This is a genomic window from Planctomycetota bacterium, from assembly GCA_033763975.1.
Taxonomy (GTDB): Bacteria; Planctomycetota; Phycisphaerae; order Phycisphaerales; family UBA1924; genus RI-211.
The window spans coordinates 101,375-120,869 of sequence record JANRJM010000001.1 but is presented as its reverse complement, the minus strand read 5'-3'; the positions used below and the strand labels follow the sequence as shown (position 1 = coordinate 120,869).

General features: G+C 72.2%; 17 protein-coding genes, 1 tRNA gene and 1 pseudogene. 6 read left to right on the top strand and 13 right to left on the bottom strand.

The window, feature by feature from the left end:
• Positions 1-22 precede the first annotated feature (22 nt).
• From hisD to SFY69_00480, 9 genes are all read right to left on the bottom strand, one after another.
• Positions 23-1,285 carry a histidinol dehydrogenase gene (hisD, locus tag SFY69_00520; GenBank protein MDX2130518.1) on the bottom strand — a complete coding sequence of 421 codons (1,263 nt, stop codon included), beginning with the start codon at positions 1,283-1,285 and terminating at the stop codon, positions 23-25.
• Positions 1,282-2,553 carry a phosphoribosyl-ATP diphosphatase gene (gene hisE / locus SFY69_00515; GenBank protein ID MDX2130517.1) on the bottom strand — a complete coding sequence of 424 codons (1,272 nt, stop codon included), beginning with the start codon at positions 2,551-2,553 and terminating at the stop codon, positions 1,282-1,284. The genes hisD and hisE overlap by 4 nt, the downstream gene beginning before the upstream one ends.
• Entirely contained in the window at positions 2,550-3,308 is a 759-nt protein-coding gene (gene hisF / locus SFY69_00510) for an imidazole glycerol phosphate synthase subunit HisF (protein MDX2130516.1), read from the bottom strand. The genes hisE and hisF overlap by 4 nt, the downstream gene beginning before the upstream one ends.
• Positions 3,302-3,922 carry an imidazole glycerol phosphate synthase subunit HisH gene (hisH, locus tag SFY69_00505; GenBank protein MDX2130515.1) on the bottom strand — a complete coding sequence of 207 codons (621 nt, stop codon included), beginning with the start codon at positions 3,920-3,922 and terminating at the stop codon, positions 3,302-3,304. Before hisH ends, hisF begins: the two co-directional genes overlap by 7 nt.
• Complete coding sequence (hisB, locus tag SFY69_00500) at positions 3,919-4,512, bottom strand: imidazoleglycerol-phosphate dehydratase HisB (GenBank protein MDX2130514.1); 594 nt, start codon at positions 4,510-4,512, stop codon at positions 3,919-3,921. Before hisB ends, hisH begins: the two co-directional genes overlap by 4 nt.
• Positions 4,509-5,921: an aminotransferase class I/II-fold pyridoxal phosphate-dependent enzyme gene (locus SFY69_00495; protein MDX2130513.1), complete on the bottom strand. Its 1,413-nt coding sequence runs from the start codon at positions 5,919-5,921 to the stop codon at positions 4,509-4,511. Before SFY69_00495 ends, hisB begins: the two co-directional genes overlap by 4 nt.
• Entirely contained in the window at positions 5,921-6,823 is a 903-nt protein-coding gene (gene hisG, locus SFY69_00490) for an ATP phosphoribosyltransferase (GenBank protein MDX2130512.1), read from the bottom strand. Before hisG ends, SFY69_00495 begins: the two co-directional genes overlap by 1 nt.
• Positions 6,824-7,051: 228 nt before the next feature.
• Positions 7,052-7,969, bottom strand: a complete 918-nt coding sequence (locus tag SFY69_00485) for an SDR family oxidoreductase (protein MDX2130511.1) — start codon at positions 7,967-7,969, stop codon at positions 7,052-7,054.
• Positions 7,970-7,998: 29 nt separating this feature from the next.
• Positions 7,999-8,670 (bottom strand): hypothetical protein, encoded by a 672-nt coding sequence (locus SFY69_00480; protein ID MDX2130510.1) that lies wholly within the window; start codon positions 8,668-8,670, stop codon positions 7,999-8,001.
• Between the two features lie 243 nt (positions 8,671-8,913).
• Here SFY69_00480 and SFY69_00475 point away from each other — a divergent pair, with 243 nt between their 5' ends.
• From SFY69_00475 to SFY69_00465, 3 genes are all read left to right on the top strand, one after another.
• Positions 8,914-10,089 (top strand): DUF892 family protein, encoded by a 1,176-nt coding sequence (locus SFY69_00475; GenBank protein MDX2130509.1) that lies wholly within the window; start codon positions 8,914-8,916, stop codon positions 10,087-10,089.
• An 87-nt stretch (positions 10,090-10,176) separates the two neighbouring features.
• Positions 10,177-11,109: an NAD(P)/FAD-dependent oxidoreductase gene (locus tag SFY69_00470; GenBank protein ID MDX2130508.1), complete on the top strand. Its 933-nt coding sequence runs from the start codon at positions 10,177-10,179 to the stop codon at positions 11,107-11,109.
• A gap of 124 nt (positions 11,110-11,233) precedes the next feature.
• Entirely contained in the window at positions 11,234-12,397 is a 1,164-nt protein-coding gene (locus SFY69_00465; GenBank protein ID MDX2130507.1) for a Gfo/Idh/MocA family oxidoreductase, read from the top strand.
• Between the two features lie 43 nt (positions 12,398-12,440).
• Here the strand turns inward: SFY69_00465 and SFY69_00460 are convergent, their stop codons facing one another.
• Positions 12,441-12,659, bottom strand: coding sequence for a DUF421 domain-containing protein (locus SFY69_00460; protein ID MDX2130506.1), 219 nt, complete (start codon positions 12,657-12,659; stop codon positions 12,441-12,443).
• 197 nt (positions 12,660-12,856) lie between these two features.
• On the opposite strand from SFY69_00460, the gene SFY69_00455 reads away from it, so the two are divergent.
• The 3 genes and pseudogenes from SFY69_00455 (at position 12,857) to SFY69_00445 (ending at position 16,627) form a co-directional block, all read left to right on the top strand.
• Entirely contained in the window at positions 12,857-14,716 is a 1,860-nt protein-coding gene (locus SFY69_00455; protein ID MDX2130505.1) for an FG-GAP repeat protein, read from the top strand.
• Positions 14,717-14,758: 42 nt separating this feature from the next.
• A pseudogene (locus tag SFY69_00450) lies at positions 14,759-15,052 on the top strand (FG-GAP repeat protein).
• Between the two features lie 6 nt (positions 15,053-15,058).
• Positions 15,059-16,627, top strand: coding sequence for a hypothetical protein (locus SFY69_00445; protein MDX2130504.1), 1,569 nt, complete (start codon positions 15,059-15,061; stop codon positions 16,625-16,627).
• A 241-nt stretch (positions 16,628-16,868) separates the two neighbouring features.
• Here SFY69_00445 and SFY69_00440 read toward each other — a convergent pair.
• The 3 genes from SFY69_00440 to SFY69_00430 form a co-directional block, all read right to left on the bottom strand.
• Positions 16,869-16,951 (bottom strand) — tRNA-Tyr (locus SFY69_00440).
• Between the two features lie 138 nt (positions 16,952-17,089).
• Complete coding sequence (locus tag SFY69_00435) at positions 17,090-17,608, bottom strand: hypothetical protein (GenBank protein ID MDX2130503.1); 519 nt, start codon at positions 17,606-17,608, stop codon at positions 17,090-17,092.
• Positions 17,608-19,422, bottom strand: a complete 1,815-nt coding sequence (locus tag SFY69_00430; GenBank protein ID MDX2130502.1) for a hypothetical protein — start codon at positions 19,420-19,422, stop codon at positions 17,608-17,610. Before SFY69_00430 ends, SFY69_00435 begins: the two co-directional genes overlap by 1 nt.
• Positions 19,423-19,495 lie beyond the last annotated feature (73 nt).

Genomic DNA, 19,495 nt, shown 5'->3' with positions numbered 1-19,495 from the left:
CGCGCCGGTCACCGCGTGGCCGCTACATCCGCAGGCCAGCCGCCCGCGCGTGGGCCTCCAGCCCCTCCACCCGCGCCAGCGTCTGCGCGTCCTGCGACAGCCGCACCGACGGCGTGCGCGCCTGGATGTCCAGCCACGTCCGCGGGCGCAGGAACGAGAACACCGAAAGGCCCGCGCGCGAACGAGCCGTCCCCCCGGTCGGGAGCACGTGGTTCGGGCCCGCGCCATAGTCGCCGAGCACCTCGGCCGACGCCGACCCGACGAACACCGCGCCCGCGTTGCGGACCCGCGCCGCGGTGCGGCTCGCGTCTCGCGTCATGATCTCCAGGTGCTCGGGCGCGATCGCATCGCACAGTTCGATCGCGCGGTCTATGTCGCGAACCACAACGCTGAACCCGTTGCGCAGCGCGGCCTGAGCCGTGGCACGCGTCGGCAGCGACACGAGCATCCCCGAGAGATGCTCATCGACGCGCCCCGGCAGCGTCGCGTCGGTCGAGATGAGAATGGGCAGCGCGTCCTCGTCGTGCTCCGCCTGCGCCAACAGGTCGGCCGCCACCAGTGCCGGGTCGGCCGAGTCATCGGCGAGCACGACGAGTTCGGACGGCCCGGCGAGCATGTCGATGCCCACCCGGTCGGAGAGCAGGAACTTCGCGGCGGTCACCCACCGATTGCCGGGACCGACGATCATGTCGCACGCCGGCACGCCGCACAGACCGAGCGCCATCGCCGCGATCGCCTGCGCTCCCCCGAGCGCGAGCAGACCGTCCGCGCCGGCGATGGACGCCGCCGCGAGCGTCGCGTCGGTCGGCCTGGGCGATGCAATCCACACGACCTCGACTCCCGCGGCCCGTGCGGTGATGGCGGTCATGAGGACGGACGACGGCAGCGGGAATCGCCCGCCCGGCGCATAGCACCCGGCGCAGTTGACCGGGATGCAGGTGTGCCCGGCACGCCCGCCCTCGATCGACGCGTCCAGATCGCGGATGCAATCCCGCTGCAGCCGCGCGAACGCGCGGATCCGCGCGCCCGCGCGTTCCATCGCGTCGCGCTCGCGGGGTGAAAGCCGGTCGCGTGCGGCGTCGAGAGCCGCGCGATCGTGCACACACGCCCGACCGATCTCGAGATCGCCGAGCCTCGCCGCGTGCTCGCGGACGGCTGGTTCGCCCCGCGCCTCGATGTCCTCGAGAATGCGCGCGACCTCGACGCACGTGCCACGATCGATGGGGCTTCGACGCTCGAGCGTGCACGCCTCGGGCAGGACGGGCCGCAGCAACGGCGTGCTCATGACACGCTCCCTCCCGGCTTGGCGTCGCCACCCCGACGCGTGATCCGCAGGGCGCGCCGGTCGAGCTCGGCGCCGACGTCCGCGAGCGTCTTCCCCGCGCGCCGGAGCGCGACGAGCGTGAAGTACAGCACGTCCGCGGCCTCGTGCACCGCGTCCTCCGCCACGCTCGCCTCGCCGAGTTCGACCGCCTCTTCGCGCAGCTTCGCGTTCAGCAGCGCGCGGTCCGCGAGCAGGCGCGCCGTGTACGACGCCGGCTCCCCGATCGCGGCGGCACGGTCGATGCGGTCCGCGAGGGCGGGCAGCCCGGCGTGCGGGCCCCAGCACGTGCGCGTCCCGCGGTGGCAATGCCCGCGCCCCCGCTGGCGGACAACGAACCGCAGGCAGTCGCGGTCGCAGTCGACGTCGACCGCGATCAGCTCCTGCGTGTCGCCGGATGTTGCGCCCTTGACCCACAGCCCGCGCGTTCGGGAGTGATACACGCCCCGGCGCGTTCGCACGGCGTCCCGAAGGCTGTCGGCGCTGGAGTATGCCAGCCCGAGCGCCACCCCGAGTTCATCGACGATGACCGTCGGCCAGAGGGCGTCGGGACGGTCGCTGCGGAGCGGAGCGCCGATGGCGTCCGCGAGGTCCAGCCGGCCCGTGTAGAGCGCCATGCCGACCTGCGCGTCGGCGCCCATCTCGTCGAGCACGCCGACCTCTCGCGCGGTGGTGATCCCGCCGGCGATCGTGACGCGCGCCGAGCCCGCCGCGCGGACGAGCGCGGGCACGAGGTCCAGGCGCGTTCCCCCCAGGCGCCCTTCGCGCTCGACGAACGTGATGAGAAACCCGCCGACGAGCCCCTCGAGCCGTCGCATGCGATCGATGATGGTCTCGCCGGTCCCGATCTTCCATCCCTCGACGACGACCTCACCGTCACGGGCGTCGAGCGCGGCGATGACCCGTTCGCGGGGCAGGCGCCGGAGCAGGTCCGGCGTCGCCGCGGTCCCCAGCACGATCGAGCTCGCGCCCGCGTCGAGCCACTCGATCGCCGTGCGCTCGTCGCGGATCCCGCCACCCACACGGCACCGGGCGACGCGCAGAAGGTCGCGGACCATCGGCGCATTGCTCCCGCTCCCGAGAGCGGCGTCGAGATCCACCACCGCGATCTCGCCCGCGACCCGGAACCGCTCGGCGATGGGACGCGGGTCGCCCGCCTCGAGCGACAGCCGCTCACCCCCCACGAGCTGCACCGTTCTGCCACCGAGAAGATCGATCGACGGCACAATCATCGACGCACCTCCACGCCGCGCTGCGCGAGCGCGGCCTTGACGCCCTCCACCGTGAGCACCCCATCGTGAAACACCGACGCGGCAAGCACCGCATCGGCCCCGGCGTCGAACGCCAGCCCCATGTGTTCGACACCCGCCGCCCCGCCCGATGCGATGACCGGCACGCGCACGCGCGCCGCGACCCCGCGGATGAGATCGAGGTCGTATCCGGCGCCCGTCCCGTCGCGGTCCCAGCTCGTGAGCAGGATCTCGCCGGCGCCGAGTTCCTCCGCGCGCCCGGCCCACGACGGCGCATCCAGCCCGGTGCGCTGCGCCCCGGACCGCGTGACGACCTCCCACCGCTCGCCCGCCCCGTGCCGCGCGGCGTCGAGCGCCAGCACCACGCACTGCGCCCCCGCCCACGCCGAGAGCTCGGCGATGAGGGCGGGACGCTCCACCGCCGCGGTGTTCACCGCGACCTTGTCGGCCCCCGCGCGCAGCAGGCGTGCCGCATCTTCGACGCTGCGCACGCCGCCCCCCACCGTCAGCGGGATCGACAGCACGGCGCGCACGGCGGCGATCGTCATGACCGCGGTCTCGCGCCCCTCGGGAGTCGCCGAGACATCGAGGATGACGATCTCGTCGGCGCCGTGCGCCTCGTACCGGGCCGCCTGTTCGGCGGGATCGCCCGCGTCGCGCAGCCCCGCGAAGCGCACGCCCTTGACGACGCGCCCGGCCCGAACGTCCAGGCAGGGAATGATGCGACGCTTCAGCATGCGCGTCCTCCCGCGTCGCACTCCAGCCAGCGTGCGAGCAGTTCGCGTCCCCAGGCGCCGGAGAGTTCCGGGTGAAACTGGCACCCCAGCACTCCGCCGCGCTCCACCGCCGCGGTGAACGGGCCCCCGTGGTCCGTCGTCGCAACCGCCCAGCCGCCCGGCGGCTGCGCGATGCGGTAGGAGTTCGCGTAGTACGCGCAGCCAGCGCGGACGAGGCGGCACGCGCCGTCCGCGACGACGTCGTTCCACCCGAACTGCGGGCATCGCACGCCCTCGGGAAAGCGCCGCACCGGCGCGTCGATCAGGCCGAGCCCGCGCTCGCCCGGCGACTCTTCGGACGAGACACACAGCATCTGCAGGCCCAGGCAGATCGCCAGCAGCGGGCGCTCGGCGCGCACGCGCCGCTCGATGACGCCCGCGAGTCCTCGTGCACGCAGGCCGGCCATGCCGGCGCCGAACGACCCAACGCCCGGCAGCACGACGCGCGCCGCGTCGTGCACGCGCGCGGGGTCGTCGGTGATGTCGACGAGCGCCCCGCACCGGCGGAACGCCGCCGCCACCGACGCCGTGTTCGCCACGCCCGTCGAGATGATCGTCACCGCGCGCGCCGTCATGCCAGCGTCCCCTTGGTCGAGGGCACGTCGTCGATCCCCGGCACTCGCGCAACCGCCGCCCGCAGCGCGAGCGCGAAGGCCTTGAACGCCGCTTCCGCCTTGTGGTGGTCGTTCTCGCCCCGGAGCACGTCAAGGTGAAGCGTGAGGCGCGCCGACGCGGCCACGGACGCGAAGAAGTGCGTGATGTTCTCGCACGCGACCGCGCCGAGGCGGTCGCGCCGCAGGCCCAGGTGCACCGTCGCGTGCGCGCGCCCCGAGAGATCAACGACCGCGCGCGCGAGCGACTCATCGAGCGGGGCGTAGGCCGATCCGAAGCGCGCCACGCCGCGCCGATCGCCCAGGGCGGCGTCCAGGGCCTGCCCGATCGCGATTGCGCAGTCCTCGACCGTGTGATGGTCGTCAACGTCGAGGTCGCCCGTGCATCGCACGTCGAGGCCCATCCGCGCGTGGGTCGCCAGGGCGGTGAGCATGTGGTCGAGAAAGCCCAGGCCCGTGCCGATCGCGGACCCGCCCGCGCGATCAAGACGGACCGACACCGTGATCGCCGTCTCCCGCGTCGAGCGCTCAATGGTCGCCGTGCGTTCCGTCATGGGAGCATCTCCTCTACCCGGGTCAGGTCATCGACGACCCGGGCCGCACCCGCGGCCTCGAGCGCCGCTCGTCCCTCGTCACCCGTCATCGCGACGCCGACCGCGGGCACACCCGCCGCACGCGCGGCCCGCACGCTCGCCGGCGAGCCCGCGATCATCCACGCGTGCTCGACACCCAGTCGCGTCATCGTCGCGCGGACCGCTGCCGGGCCCGGCAGGGACGCTGCATCGCGATCGGTGACAGTTTCGACCGGGAGCCGGCGCGCAAGGCGCGCGGGCCAGTCCGAGGCCGCGCCGACGACGTCGAGATCGAGCACGAGCGCCCGCGGGCGTGCCGCCGCGTGCAGCGCGCGGTGCAGGCGCTGCCACGACGCGTCGTCGGGCGGACACGTGATGCGCAGCGAGCGCTCGAGCCCCGGCCGACTCGCGAACGACCGGACACCGATGCCCAGCGAGGCGAGCGCCCGCCATACCCAGGCGGCGTCGCGAAACTCCGCGAGCACGAAGTTGGCCTGGGAGGGCACGGGCTCGGCGCCGATCTCGACCAAGACCGCCGCGAGCCGTCGTCGCATCTCGCGTACCCGTGCGACACTCTCGGGCAGCCACGCGTCCGCCGTGCGCAACGCCTCGGACGCCACCAACAGGCTCGTGCCCGAGACAGGGAATGGCGAGCCCGCGGCCCGCATGGCGCGGATGACGCGCTCCGGGCCGATGGCATACCCCACGCGGATGCCCGCCAGCCCGAACGCCTTCGAGAACGTCCGGATGATGATCGCGTTCGGAAGGGCGATGGCCGCGGCGCCGAGGTCCTCGTCGGCGAACTCGGCGTAGGCCAGGTCGACCATGACGAGCGCGCCGCGCGCCCCCGCCGACACGCGCGCGAGGTCCTCGGCGGACGCCACCCCGCCGGTGGGGTTGTTCGGCGACACGACGCCGATCATCGCGGTGCTGTCGTCCGTGCGCCGCAGCACCTCATCTGCGGGGAAGGGGCCCGAGGGCCACGGCACGCGCACGATCTCGGCGCCCACGCCCTGCGCGTACCGCTCGATCATTTCGAACGTGGGCACCGGCAGCACCATGCGTCTACCCGGCCCGAGCGCCACGCGGCACGCGCGGTCGATCGCCTCGTCGCCCCCGGCGGTGACGAGCACGCGCCCGGGGTCGATACCCGCGCGCGCCGCGATGAGCGCCTCGAGCGTGCCGGCCCCGGGGTATCGGCGGAGCACGTCGGCCCCCGCGTGCGCCGGCAGCGTGAGCGTGCCGATGCCGGCGGGTGCCCCCTCGTTCGCGTCGAGCGCCAGGTCGATCGGCCAGGGTGCGCTCGGCGGCGCGTAGGCGCCGGGCGGCTCGCCCTGCGCCCACGACAGACCGATGTCCCCGCGCCCCGTGTGTGCGGCGGTCGTGTTCATCATGGCACGATCTGCGAGAGGTGCGACACCACCAGGTCCGTACCCCCGCGTCGCTTGAGCTCCGGGATGAGCGCCGGCAGGCGGTTGCGGGGCACGGCCGCCTTCACCGCGAACCCCGCCTGCGCGTGCAGGGGCGAGATCGTGGGCTCACGCATGCACGGAAGCCCCTCGATGACGCGTCCCAGCGCCTCGGCCGACACGTTCACCTCGATCATCACACGCTGGCGGGCCTCGAGCACCGAGCGCAGCAGCATCACCAGGCGCTCGACCGCGCCGCGGCGCACCGGATCGGCCATCGCTCGCGGGCTCGCGTACACGCGCGTCGACGAGCGCATGAGTTCGTCGAACACCACCAGGTGCTGCGCCCGCAGCGTCTCGCCGGTCGCCGTGATGTCGACGATGCAGTCCGCGTCCTCGGGCGGGAAGACCTCCGTCGCGCCGTACGACAGCACGAACCGCGCCTCCAGCCCGTTGGACTCGATCCACCGGCGGGTGAGGCGCTCGTACTCCGACGCCACCACGAGCGGCGTGCGGGCGAGACGCCCGCCGACGAGCGCCCCCGCCGGCGCCGCCGCCACCATCCGCACCGCGTCGAGCCCCGTGTCGAGCACCTCGACGAGGTCCGCCCCCAGTTCTTCCACCCAGTCGGCGCCCGCGAAGCCGATGTCCCGCGACCCCGCGGCGAGCATCTCGACCACGTTCTGCGGCTTGAGGATCTTCGCGTCCACGCCCTCCAGCGACACCTGCGGGCGATACCCGCGCGCGCCCACGCGCACGTCGATCCCTGCGTCCGCAAGCAGGGCGAACACGCCCGGCTGCATCCGTCCTTTCGGGAGCGCCATGCGCAGCAGCGCGGGCGTTCCCGGTCCTTCGGTCGTGTTCGGCGGCATGGTCTGCTCCATGCCGGCATCAGCACCGGGGTCGTGCGCGCCCTACAACGCACAACGCCGGCACTTGGCCGGCGTTGATGGTCGCGTTCAGGTTGGCTTTCGCCTCAGCGCACCATCATCCGGCCACGCGGAACGCGTGATGATGATGGTGGGAATGCTGCGGCACGGGCGTCATTGCGGGCAACGATAGCCGCCGTCTGTTCCGTGTCAAGCAGTGGTCCCGCGGGCCGCCGCGCCGACCTATCGGCGCGTGTCGTCGGGCGATGGCGTGCCGTGCACCTGGCCGACGCTGCCCGTCGTGTCGGACGGCAGGTGCAGCGCCCCGGCGCGGTGCATCGCCGGAAAGGGCTCCTGCTGCCGGTCGACCTGCTTGGCGGCCATCCGGTCGGCCAGGCCCGGCATCACCTTGGCCATCGCGGTGTTGATCGACGCCATGGCCCCGACCTTTGCGTAGCGCGTCGGCTTCTGAGCCGCGTCGAGGATCGCCTCTGCGACGCGCTCCGGCCCGATCTGCGGCGTCGGCAGCTTGGGCTCGCGCGCCATGTAGTTCCGCGCGTGCACGGGGTACGGCGTGTTCACCGCCGTCGGCTGGATCAGCGTGATCGCCACCGGCGCCTCTTCCACCTCGCACACCTCGATCCGCAGCGTGTCGGTCAGCCCTTTCACGGCGTGCTTCGACGCTGCGTAGATGCCCTGCAACGGCAGCGCCGCCTCCGACACCTCGCTGCCGACGTTGATCAGCGCCCCGCCGGACCGCTTGAGGTGCGGGAGCGCCGCCAGACACCCGTTGAGCACGCCCCAGAAGTTGGTGTCGAACAGACGCCGCGCGTCCTCCTGGCTCACCTCTTCGATGCGCCCGAAGATCGAGACCCCGGCGTTGTTCACCCAGGTGTCGAATCGCCCGAAGGCGTTGATCGCCGCACGCGCCGCCGTCTCGACCTGCACGCGATCCGACACGTCGCACGGCACGGCGAGGGCCCGCCCCTTCGCCCCCCGGATGTCCTCGGCGATCGAGGTGATCGCCTGCGCGCTGCGCGCCAGGAGGACGACCGCGGCGCCCCGCTCCGCCGCGGCGTGCGCGGTCGCCAGGCCGATCCCGCTCGACGCCCCCGTGAGGACCATGACCTGCTGGTCCAGCGGCTTGAGAGTGACCTGCATGACGGTGCGCTCCGGGCGTGTAGCGGGTGCTACGGCGTGGTCGTGGAGCGAGAGAGGTCGCGGTCGCGCATCGCGTCGCGATCGCGCAACGCGTCGCGATCGCGCAGCCCGCGGTGCGGCACGCCCGCGTTCGCGCCCGCGACCGACGCCACGGCCCCGGCGAGCAGGCCGATGACCGCCCACCACGACGCCGTACGCACCGCGCGGCGGGCCTCTTCGGCGGTCACCGGCGTCGCCGTGTCGTCGCCCAGTGCGGCGGCCGAATCCATCGCGCCGGCGCGCGTGTCGACGTACCGATCCGCCCGCATGATCGCGAACGGGCTCTGGCTCACCATGCCCGTCCCCGACCAGATCACCATGAACCCGAACAGGCCCACGGTCGCCCACATCGCGATGCCCGCCAGGTGCAGCGGCATCCCGCGACGCATGTTCGCGACGTGCCCCATCACGAACCCGCCGAAGAACAGCGCGATGGTGCCCGTGATGAGCCACCACAGCGCGGCGGAGATCCCGAGCTCGCGCTCGTACGGATCGGTGCTCGCGCCGATCGCCACGCCCAGCACCGTGAAGACGAACTGCAGCCCGATGGACGCCACGACGCCCATCAGGATCGGGCCCCACGTGGATTCCCAGTAGCCGGCGCGGGCCACTCCATCCGTTCGAACGGGCACAACGGTCGTCTGCGTGGGAATGGTCGTCATGACGGAACTCCTCGGGGTGGGGGGTTTGGTCGTTGGGTCCGGCGCCGCCTCGCGGGCGCCGAACACCGGCGCTGCCACGCGAGCCGTCGCGTGATGCACCTGCAACCGTGCCCACCCGCTGTGAAGCGCCAGTGAGTTCCGCGTGATCATCGCCCGCCGGTGCGCCCCCCAGCGCGCCGCGGGCTCATGCATGTTTCAGGCGCTCCCGCATTACGCGGTCTCCCCATCCCCAGGAACACAACCATGAAGTTGGAATCCGAGCAGGACGTCTACCTCCACGCGATCCGCGACACGCTCAGCGCGGAACGCCAGCTCATCAAGGCGCTGCCCAAGCTGGCCGCCGCCGCCGGCGAATCGCTCAAGAGCGCGTTCGAATCGCACCTCGAAGAAACCCGCGAGCAGGTGACCCGCCTCGAGGCGATCCTCAAGTCGCTCGGGCAGGGCGCCGGGCGTGTGAAGTGCAAGGGCATGGAGGCCATCATCGCCGAGGGCGAAGAGACGCTGGGCAAGGAGCCCGCCGAGTCGATCCGCGACACCGTGCTCATCGCCGGCGCGCAGAAGGTCGAGCACTACGAGACGTCGGCGTACGAGTCGCTCATCCTGCTGGCGACCAAGCTCGGACGCACGGAAGACCTCGAGGCGCTCCGCGCCACGCTGGAGGAAGAACGCAACACCAGCCGCTCGCTCACGCGGCTCGCGGGCGGCACGCCCGAAGACGCGACCGGCTCGCAGGATGCATCGGACAGCACCGACACCACGGAATCCACGACATCGACACAGAACGCCCAACGCGCGGCAACGCCCGCGCGTCCCCGCGCGGCGAGCGCCGGCGGGACCAACACGCTCGCAGGCGGGGCGACTCCGGGCAGTCACGCACTCAACTCGGAAAGGAGCTCAGGCATGGGAAGGTACGACGAAGATCGCTACGACGACGACCGACGGAGCGGACGCTCGAGGTACGACGAGGACTACTCCGGCCGGCGCTCGTCACGCTCGTCCGATTACGACGATGATCGCGGCTCGTACGAAGGACGCAGCCGCGGCGGGTACAACTCCGCTCGCTCGCAGGAGCGCGACGAGTACGGGCAGTTCGCCGGCTCCTCCGGCGGCGGCGGACGGCGCTCCTCGCGCGACGATGACGACGACGACGACCGCGGCGGACGCTCCCGCTCTTCGTCGTCCTCGCGCGGCAGCAGCGGGCGGTCCTCGCGCAACGACGATGACGACGATCGGGGTGGGCGCTCCCGCTCCCGCTCGAACGGCGGCTCGTCGTCTCGCAGCAGCAGCAACAGCGGCGGCGGCGGCGGCGGCGGACGCGGGTACACCGACTCCGCCGGTCGCCACTATTCCCGTGAGTCCTGGGAGCGTGCCCAGCGCGGCCGCGCCCTCGGCGGACAGCATTCCCACGGCGGGCGCTAACCCGCCTTTGCGGCGCAGGAGGGAGCGGGGCCCGAAGTCGTCAGACTCCGGGCCCCCTTTCACGCGCTGACACCGGGCACACCACCGATGACCGATCCCGACCTCGACGTCGTCATCGTGGGTGCCGGTCCGGCCGGCCTCTCCGCCGCCCTCGTGCTCGCACGCTGCCGTCGCTCCGTCATGGTCATCGACGCCGGCGCCGGGCGCAACCACCACGCCACCTCGCTCCACAACTTCCTCACCCGCGACGGCATCGCGCCCGCCGACCTCCGCGCGCTCGGGCGTGACGAACTCGCCCGGCACGACGTCCACTTCCGCGAGGGCACGGCCATCGACGCGCACTCCACACCCCCCGGGTTCAGCGTCACCTATCGCCCGGTCCCGTCCGTCGAACCGCACGCCGAGATCAGCCTCACATGCCGCAAACTCCTGCTCGCGACCGGCGTCACAGACGTGCTCCCGCCCATCGAGGGCCTCCTGCCGCTGTACGGCCGCTCGATCCACCACTGCCCGTACTGCGACGGATGGGGCCATCGCGACCGGCGCCTCGCGGCGTACGGATCCGGCGACAAGGGCCTCGGGCTCGCCCTCGTGCTCCGCAACTGGAGCCGCGACGTGGTCGCCTGCACCGACGGCGAACTCCCCAGCGGCGACCTGCGCGAGCGGGCGGCCCGGGCGGGCGTCGTCGTGTGCGTCGAGCGCCTCGCCCGCGTGGAAGGCGTCGACGGGCGGCTCGAGCGGATCCTCTTTGCCGGTGGAGGCGCCATCGAACGCGACGCGATGTTCTTCAACACGGGCCAGGTCCAGCGCAGCACGCTCCCTTCGCTGCTCGGCTGCGCCACGACCGACGAGGGCGGAGTGGTGACCGGCGACAGGCAGCAGACCGGCGTGCCGGGGCTGTACGTCGCTGGGGATGCAGACCGAGACGTGCAGTTCGCGATTGTCGCCGCCGGTGAAGGCGCCACCGCGGGCGTCGCCATCAACAAGGCGCTCCAGGAAGACGGCATCTACGCCGCCTAGGCAGAAACTCGCCTTCGCCTCGCAGGCCGTTCATGGGCGGTTCAGCACGACTTCACGACGATCGCGCATGCGTGCCGGCGCGTGACGGTCTGCGCGGACCGAGCGACACCCGCAGGAGACCCCGATGCCCGCGACCCGACCCGACGAGCGTTTTTCCCACGACGACGACCGCCGCCCCCTCGGCCGCCACGCGCGCGTGCGGTACGCGGTCATCGGCCTGGGGCACATCGCCCAGGCCGCCGTGCTGCCGGCCTTCCGGCGGGCGCGGAACTCAGAGCTGGCGGCGCTGGTGTCGGGCGATCCTCGCAAGCTCGACGAACTGGGCGATCGGTACAAGGTCGACGCGCGGTACACCTACCGCGATCTCGAAGCGTGCCTCGCCGAGGAGGACATCGACGCCGTCTACATCGCGACGCCGAACACCGAACACGCCGAGTACGTGCACCGTGCGGCCCGCGCGGGCGTGCACGTCCTCTGCGAGAAGCCTCTGGGCATGACCGAGGGCGAATGCGTCGAGATGATCGACGCGTGTGAGCGCCACGAGGTGCTGCTCATGACCGCCTACCGCCTGCACTTCGAGCCCGCCAACCTCAAGGCGCTCGAGATCGTGCGCGAGGGCGAGATCGGCGAGCCCCGCCTGTTCCTGTCCGCCTTCTCCTACCAGATCGCCGACCCGCAGAACATCCGCCTCGACGCCGATCTCGGGGGCGGCCCGCTCTACGACATCGGCGTCTATTGCATCAACGCCGCACGCACGATCTTCGGCTGCGAGCCCGTCGAGGTCCAGGCGTGGACGCGCCGGTGCCCCGACGGCCGCTTCGACGAAGTCAGCGACACGATCACCGCGCACCTGCGCTTCCCGGGCGACCGCCTGGCGATGTTCGCGTGCAGCTTCGCCCTCGCCGAGGCCAGTTGGTACCAGGTCTACGGCACCCGGGGCGATGTCCGCGTCGAGCCCGCCTACGAGTACACCGAGGGGCTGGGCCTGCGCATCACGGTCGACGGCAAGACGCGCGAGCGCTCCTTCTCGCAGCGAGATCAGTTCGCCGCCGAGATACAGTACTTCTCCGACTGCCTCCGCTCGGGACGCGTGCCCGAGCCCTCCGGGGCCGAGGGCCTCGCGGATGTCCGCGTCGTCCGCGCACTGCAGCAGTCCATCGCGCGCGACGTCGCCCTGCGCCTGCCGCCCACGGCGCAGACGCGCCACCCCTCGCCCGACCAGCGCATCGAGCGCCCCGCGCAGCGGAAGGAGCCCGAGCTCGTCAACGCGCGCTCGGCCTCGTCGTGACCGGGCGCGAACGCCCGCGCACCACGCCCGCCGGCGTCCCGGGCTAGGTCGCGCGCGCCGGGTCCGGCGCGCTGCTGGGCGCGGGGATGATCGAGATCGCTCCGCCCCGCTCGAGCACCGCCTGCTCGATCTGCTCCATGCTGTGCAGGCCCTGCGAAGTCCGGGCCGCGTGCAGGATGTCATCGGTGTCGATGCGTTCCTGGCGCATGTTCTCCTCCAGCGGCGCGCCGCCCTGCACGAGCACGATCGGCTTGCCCTCCACGCGGGCTCGCGGACCCCGACGCACGCGCTCGCCGCACCGCGGGGAAGGACGGTTGGGGCAGCAGGCCCCCACAGTTTTCAGGGTTTACAGAACTCCCGCCGCTGTAGACTGGTCGCGTTCAACTCGGGAGGGGAGCGACAATGGACCTTCGAAGGGGCGCGTGGTAGGCGGGCGTTCGTGCGACAGTTTCCTGCGTGATGATGCTGGTGGCGCTGGCTCCGGCCGCGGCGCAGCGGTCCACGCCGCTGCAGGTGCTGCACCCGTCCGGCGCCGCGGCTGATCAGTTCGGCCAGGCCGTCGCGGTGGACGGCGACACGATGGTCGTCGGGGCGCCCAGCGACGATGTCGGCGGCAACTCCAACCAGGGGACGGCCCACGTGTATCGCTGGACCGGCTCGGGATGGACGCTCGAAGCCACACTGACGGCCGCGGACGGACTGACGAGCGATAACTTCGGCACTTCGGTCGCGGTCTCGGGCGACACCGTGATCGTCGGGGCGAGCGGCGACAACATCGGCGCCAACAGCGATCAGGGCTCGGCGTACATATTCACCCGCGCGGGCACCACGTGGACCCAGCAGGCCCGCATTACCGCCACGGGCGGCGCCACGTTCGACAACTTCGGCAACTCCGTCGCGATCTCGGGCGACACCGTGGTCGTCGCGGCCTTTGGCGACGACGTCGGGGCCAACCCCAATCAAGGCTCGGCGTACGTCTTCACCCGCGCGGGCACGACCTGGACCCAGCAGGCCCAGTTGACCGCCACGGGCGGAGCCGCGGACGATCAGTTCGGCATTTCCGTGGCGCTCTCGGGCGACACCGCGATCGTCGGGGCGTGGCTCGACGACGTCGGCACCAACCAAGATCAGGGCTCGGCCTATGTCTTCACCCGCTCGGGCACGTCCTGGACCCAGCAGGCGCAGCTCGTCGCGTCGGACGGCGGGGTGATCGACAGCTTTGGCATCTCCGTTGCGATCTCGGGCGACTCCGCGATCGTTGGGGCGTGGTTCGACGATGTCGGCGCCAACACCAACCAGGGCTCCGCCTATGTATTCACGCGCTCCGGGACGGCGTGGACCCAGCAGGCCCGGCTCGAGGCCTCGGATGGCGAGACCGTCGACAACTTCGGCATCTCCGTCGCGCTCTCCGGCGACACCGCGGTGATCGGCGCATATCTGGACCGTGTCGGCGCCAACAACAGCCAGGGATCGTCATATGTCTTTGCGCGCTCAGGCACGACGTGGACCCAGCAGGCACAGCTCGTCGCACCGGACGGTGCCGCGAGCGATAACTTCGGCATATCGGTAGCGGTCTCGGGCGACACCGCCGCCGTGGGGTCCTACGGCGACGACGTCGGCGGTGCCGTCAACCGAGGCTCGGCGTGGGTCTTCTCCCGCATCGGCTCTACCTGGCTCGGGCCCGATCTCACGCTGCTCAGCGCCGCCGCCGGGGCCGACACGTTCGGTGTGTCTATCGCCATCTCAGACAACACGGCGATCATCGGGGCGGCCCTTGACGATGTCGGCGCGAACATCAATCAGGGCTCGGCCTATGTCTTTACCCGCGCGGGCACCGCATGGACCCAGCAGGCCCAACTCACCGCTTCGGACGGCGCCGCGGACGACGAGTTCGGCACCTCCGTCACCATCTCGGGCGACACCGCGATCGTCGGCGCGTACCTCAAAAACGTCGGCGCCAATGTCGATCAGGGCGCGGCCTACGTCTTCACACGCTCGGGTACCGTCTGGACGCAGCAGGCATTGCTGACAGGCTCGGGCGGCGCTCACACCGACTACTTCGGCTACGCCGTCGCGCTCTCGGGTGATACCGCCATCGTGGGCGCCACCGGCGATGACGTCGGCGCCAACGTCGATCAGGGCTCGGCCTACATCTTCATCCGCTCGGGTGCGACCTGGACTCAGCAGACCCAGTTCGCGGCATCGGACGGCGCGGCGAGCGACTTCTTCGGGTTCTCTGTCGCGATCACCGGCGACACTGCCATCGTCGGGGCGTACCTCAACGATGTCGGCGCCAACATCAATCAGGGCTCGGCCTAAGTCTTCACGCGCGCGCCCGGGGGCACGGCCTGGAGCCAGCAGGCGCAGCTCACCGCTTCGGACGGCGCGAACAACGACGGCTTCGGATACTCAGTCTCGGTGTCGGGCGACACCGCGGTGGCCGGGGCGTACATCGACGATATCGGCTCGGCCACCGATCAGGGCTCGGCCTACGTCTTCTCGCGGTCGGGGAGCACCTGGACGCAGCAGGCCAAGCTCACGGCCAACGACGGTGCGGCGAGCGACTTCTTCGGCACCGCCGTGGCCCTCTCGGGCGACACCGTGATCGTCGGGGCCGACCGCGACGACATCGGCGCAAACTCCAATCAGGGATCGGCGTACGTGTTCACCCGCTCGGGCACGGCCTGGAGCCAGCAGGCCAAGCTCATCGCCTCGGACGGCAGCACGAGCGACAGGTTGGGGTCCGCGGTCGCTCTCGCGGGCGACATTGCCCTCGTGGGTGCGGCCAGCGACGACATCGGCGCCAACAGCGACCAGGGCTCGGTCCGGACCTTCGACGTCGCCGCCAACGACTTCCCGCTCGCCCACAACGACGTGACCGACATCTCCTTCACCTCGCTCGCCGCCGCCCTGCTGCCCGCAACCAGCGGCCAGCAGATCACCGCCACCGAGGCCGCCTGGCGCACCGCGGGCAACCTCGACACCGCAGGCCGCTCGCTCATCCTCCGGTCCTCCGGCGATCTTCGCACGTCCTCGACCTCAACGCTCACCCTCGGCGGATCGTCGTCCCTCAACACCGACAGCGGGAACGTCGTTGAGATCAACGGCCAGCTGCGGGCCCAGGACTTCGTGGATGTCTACGCCGCCGACTTCACCCTCGGCTCCCGCGGCATCCTCACCGCGCGCACCAACTCCTCGCTCACCATCAACGCGCCCGCCGCGAACCTCGACGGCCAGACCCGCGCCGAGCAGGGCGCCGCCCTCACGTTCGCCGGCTCGGCCTTGGCCATCGGCCCGACCACGCTCGCGTTCGGCTCAACGCTCACCGCCGGCGGCGTGTTCGAGAACATCGACGCGCTCTCCATCACCGACGCCACCGTCGCCGCGCCGCTGCTCTTCAACCGCTCGACGTTCAACGTCTTCGGCGGGTGCGCGATCTTCGGCTCGTTCACCAACAACGCCGGCGCCGTCACCACCATCCGGGGCGAGACGCTCTACGTCTTCGGCTCGCTCACCAACAACGGCACGATCATCGGCACCATCTGCTCGAACTGCCGCAACGGCGACCCCGACCTCGACGTCACCGGCACGCTCGCGCTTGGCCCCGCGGCCAGCCTGCTGCTGCCCTTCGATCAGTCCGTCGTCTCCGTCGGCGGCGACTTCGACTGCGCCATCAACAGCAACTCGCGGTATGACATGCACCTGGCAACCTTGCAACTCGAAGGCGCCGCCGCCGAGCAGACGCTCGAAGTGATGTCCGCCGACATCGGACCGGTCGCCGCCGGGCTCGACCGCACGCTCGCCGGGCACTACCCCGTCGGCACGCTGCGCATCGGCCCGGCGCCGTCCACGGCGCGGCTGGTCGACACGCACGACAACGACCTCGCCGGCCAGGGTTCGTGCGAGGCACTCTATGTTGATCACATCATCATCGACGCCGGCAGCCGCCTGATCAACACCACCTGCCGGGTCTATTACAACACGGCCAGCGTGCAGGGCACCGTCGACGTCCCCGCCAACCTGATCCAGATCGGCGTGCCGCCGACCTGCGACCCCGACTTCAACCAGGACGGCAACGTCGACCAGGACGACATCGAGTGCCTCGCGCAGGTCGTCGCGGGCGATCCCTCGTGCTCGCCCAACGATCCGGACTTCAACCGCGACGGCAACGTCGACCAGGACGACATCGACGTGCTGGCGCAGGTCGTCGCCGGCGCGCCGTGCCCGTAAGCCTGTCCGCGTCCGCGATCTTTCCTGAGCATGCCGCCTGCCGTCTCGCCCCGCCCCGATGGCGCGCCGCGCCCCGGTCACCGGCGGGCCGGCATGCCCCACCGCGCGCCGGGGCAGCGAGCGAGCCATGGCGCCGCCGTCAGTCTCGCTCCGCGGGCGTGCCGCCGGGGCCCGGGCGCGCACTTGCCACGCCGGATCCTGCTGCGATCGTTCGACGCGCAAGCCATACAAAACTCGAAAATGGGCGCGGAGGGATTCGAACCCCCGTAGGCTTTCGCCAACAGATTTACAGTCTGCCCCGTTTGGCCACTCCGGCACACGCCCAGGGTCTTCGCCCCCTCTCGGAGGCAAGGGCAAATGTAGAGCCCGAGTGAGGCATGGGCAACTGCCGCCGATTCCGGACGTTTTGGGGTTCACCCGCCCGGCCGCTCTCGTTGCCGGCCCCCGTCGCCTCAACAACCCTCACCCCGACCGCCCGGGCGTCCGATCTCCGCGGCCCGCGCGCGCCGGCACGACGGTCCCCATCACGGCCCCGGCCCGGCGCGTGCCTCGGCGTCCGGGCGCCACGCCGAACCGCGGCGTCACGCCCCGTGCCGCGAGAAACGCGAACAGACGCGGCGCATCCGCCGGAGATTCGCGCGCGAGCACGTGTGCGCCGCTCGCGAGCGCGTGGTCCGACACCAGCACGCCCGCCCCGCCGCACCTCGCCCGCTCCGCCACGCGCAGCGCCAGGTCTCGCTCGGCCCGTGTCAGCCCTTGCAGTCGCGCCAGTGCGCGGAACGCACGCTCCGGCGTGTCCCGCTCCAGGCGCAGCGCGATCCACCGATGCACGATTGCCACGAGCACGACCACGCACCCGGCCGCGATGACCCACTGCGGCCACTCGCTCGGAGGCGACGGCGCGGGCGGGTCCGACACGACCAGTTCCACCGCCCGCGGCGGCGGCACGATGCCCGGCACGATGCCCGTGACCGTCTTCATCACGAGGCTCCCACTGCTTCGTCTGCGGATGCGATGCGCACCGGGTTTGCCCGGTCGAACGGACGCCGCTCGCCGAGCAATCCCAGGCGGCACGCCGCCGCGTACGCCCGTGCGCGCACGCGCGCGTCCTCGTCGCCAGACGCAATCTCCACCAGGCGCGGCGCCAACTCGCGCCAGCGGCGGGCCGGGCGCACCTCGGGGCGCACCCGCCCCGCGGCCCACGCCCCCGCCAGCCGGTCGTGCGCGTGCGCGCTGCCCAGCAGGCCGCCCAGATCGATCATCGCGCTGTCCGCCGACCACGCACCCAGCCAATCGCACAGCGCCGCTCGGACAATCGTCGCGCGGACGCGGTGGTGCGGGTCGTGCTTCATCTCAACGAGCGCGTCCGGCTGGTCCACGCCCCGCCGGCACCGCCGCGCGAGCGCGTCCGATGCGTTGGCGCGCCGACGCGGATCGTCCGACGCCAACGCCTCTCGGAGCACCCGCCCCGAAGACTCGTCGTCCAGTTCGCCCAGCGCCATGAGCGCCGACGCCGAGCCCCGCGCCATCGCGCCGTTCCCCGCCAGTGCCCGCAGGGCGGGCGCACAGTCGTTCGCCAGTTCGAGCCAGCGCGCCATCTGCACGCCCTCGCACGCGGCGGCGTCGTCCGCGCCCGTCAGCGCCGCGAGCAGGCCGGCCATCAACCCCGCCGGGTCGCGCTGCAGCAGTCGCCGCGCGCACAGACGACCCCACGCCGACGCGGCCCCCGCGCCGCGTGATTCCCACGCGGGCTCCTCCGCCGCAAGCCGCCTCACCCGTGCGTGCGGAGAACGCGCGAACGACCCCGCGCGCCGGATCGTTCCCGCGTTCGCCCGGGGCGCATCGGCCCACCCGGTCGAAAGGCGAAGCACCGCGCCGCCCGCGACGCGTTCGTCGGGATCGAAGCAGAAATCAACGCCCAGCCGGCGCGGGGCCGCCAGCATCGCCCCGTGACGCACGCTCGGGTCCGGGTCTGCCAGAAGCGGCGCCAGGGCGCCGAGCACCGTGGGCGCGTCGGCGTCCACGCTCGCCAGCCATCGCACCAGCCCGCGCCGGGCCGGCGCCGCCATGTCACGCAGCGCCGCCACGGCGGGGAGGCGCGTGCGCGTCGGGAGTTGCACCCGTCCGCCCCGAACCCTGGCGCGCAGCGCGATCTTCTTCAGCCGTGCCGCACGCCGCGGATGCAGGGTGAGGTGCGCCGACGCCAGCAGCGCCTCGGTCTCGTGCGAAGGCCCCTCGCCCGCGAGCCGGCGCACGCACGCCGGCGCCAACGCGTCCACGGTCAGCCACTCCAGCGCCCGCAGCGCGCACACCGGCAGACGCGACGACGCCAGCATGGTGCGCAGGGCCGACGCGGTCTCGGCGTCCTGGCGGTTGAAGACCCCGGCCAAGGCAGCCCGGCCGTCGGTGAGCGTCCCGCGCTCATCGACCCCGAATCGCCACGCCCGCCGATCGAGCAGCGCCGCCAGCGCGAGCAGCACGCCGCGCCGACGATGCTCGGGAAACCGCGCCACGGCCTGCGCGACCGCGAGCTCGAGCCCTTCCACCGGCCCCGTGAACACCTCGCACGGGGTGACGCCCAAGAGTTCGCGTCGCGCTTCTGCCACTTCGTCACCGCGGCTCGACCGCATCGGCTCGAACAGTGCGCGCTCGACGTCCGGCCCCCCACGTACCCCCGCGGCCCGCAGCGCCAGCCCCAGCAGCCCGCGCTCCGCGGCCCGACGCACCTCGCTCGACGGGTCGGTCAGCAACTCGACGCACGCGGGCGCGAGCGTGGTGTCCGCGGCGTCGAGCACAAGCGAAGCGGCACCGAGGCGCGCGGTCGGATGTTGATGAGTTGTCGCTTCCGGCAAAACACCGGCCCACCGC

Bases quoted from the DNA above. Each gene is read 5' to 3' on its own strand.
- hisD (MDX2130518.1), bottom strand. From the start codon at position 1,285: ATGAGCACGCCGTTGCTGCGGCCCGTCCTGCCCGAGGCGTGCACGCTC.
- hisE (MDX2130517.1), bottom strand. From the start codon at position 2,553: ATGATTGTGCCGTCGATCGATCTTCTCGGTGGCAGAACGGTGCAGCTC.
- hisF (MDX2130516.1), bottom strand. From the start codon at position 3,308: ATGCTGAAGCGTCGCATCATTCCCTGCCTGGACGTTCGGGCCGGGCGC.
- hisH (MDX2130515.1), bottom strand. From the start codon at position 3,922: ATGACGGCGCGCGCGGTGACGATCATCTCGACGGGCGTGGCGAACACG.
- hisB (MDX2130514.1), bottom strand. From the start codon at position 4,512: ATGACGGAACGCACGGCGACCATTGAGCGCTCGACGCGGGAGACGGCG.
- SFY69_00495 (MDX2130513.1), bottom strand. From the start codon at position 5,921: ATGAACACGACCGCCGCACACACGGGGCGCGGGGACATCGGTCTGTCG.
- hisG (MDX2130512.1), bottom strand. From the start codon at position 6,823: ATGGAGCAGACCATGCCGCCGAACACGACCGAAGGACCGGGAACGCCC.
- SFY69_00485 (MDX2130511.1), bottom strand. From the start codon at position 7,969: ATGCAGGTCACTCTCAAGCCGCTGGACCAGCAGGTCATGGTCCTCACG.
- SFY69_00480 (MDX2130510.1), bottom strand. From the start codon at position 8,670: ATGACGACCATTCCCACGCAGACGACCGTTGTGCCCGTTCGAACGGAT.
- SFY69_00475 (MDX2130509.1), top strand. From the start codon at position 8,914: ATGAAGTTGGAATCCGAGCAGGACGTCTACCTCCACGCGATCCGCGAC.
- SFY69_00470 (MDX2130508.1), top strand. From the start codon at position 10,177: ATGACCGATCCCGACCTCGACGTCGTCATCGTGGGTGCCGGTCCGGCC.
- SFY69_00465 (MDX2130507.1), top strand. From the start codon at position 11,234: ATGCCCGCGACCCGACCCGACGAGCGTTTTTCCCACGACGACGACCGC.
- SFY69_00455 (MDX2130505.1), top strand. From the start codon at position 12,857: ATGATGCTGGTGGCGCTGGCTCCGGCCGCGGCGCAGCGGTCCACGCCG.
- SFY69_00435 (MDX2130503.1), bottom strand. From the start codon at position 17,608: ATGAAGACGGTCACGGGCATCGTGCCGGGCATCGTGCCGCCGCCGCGG.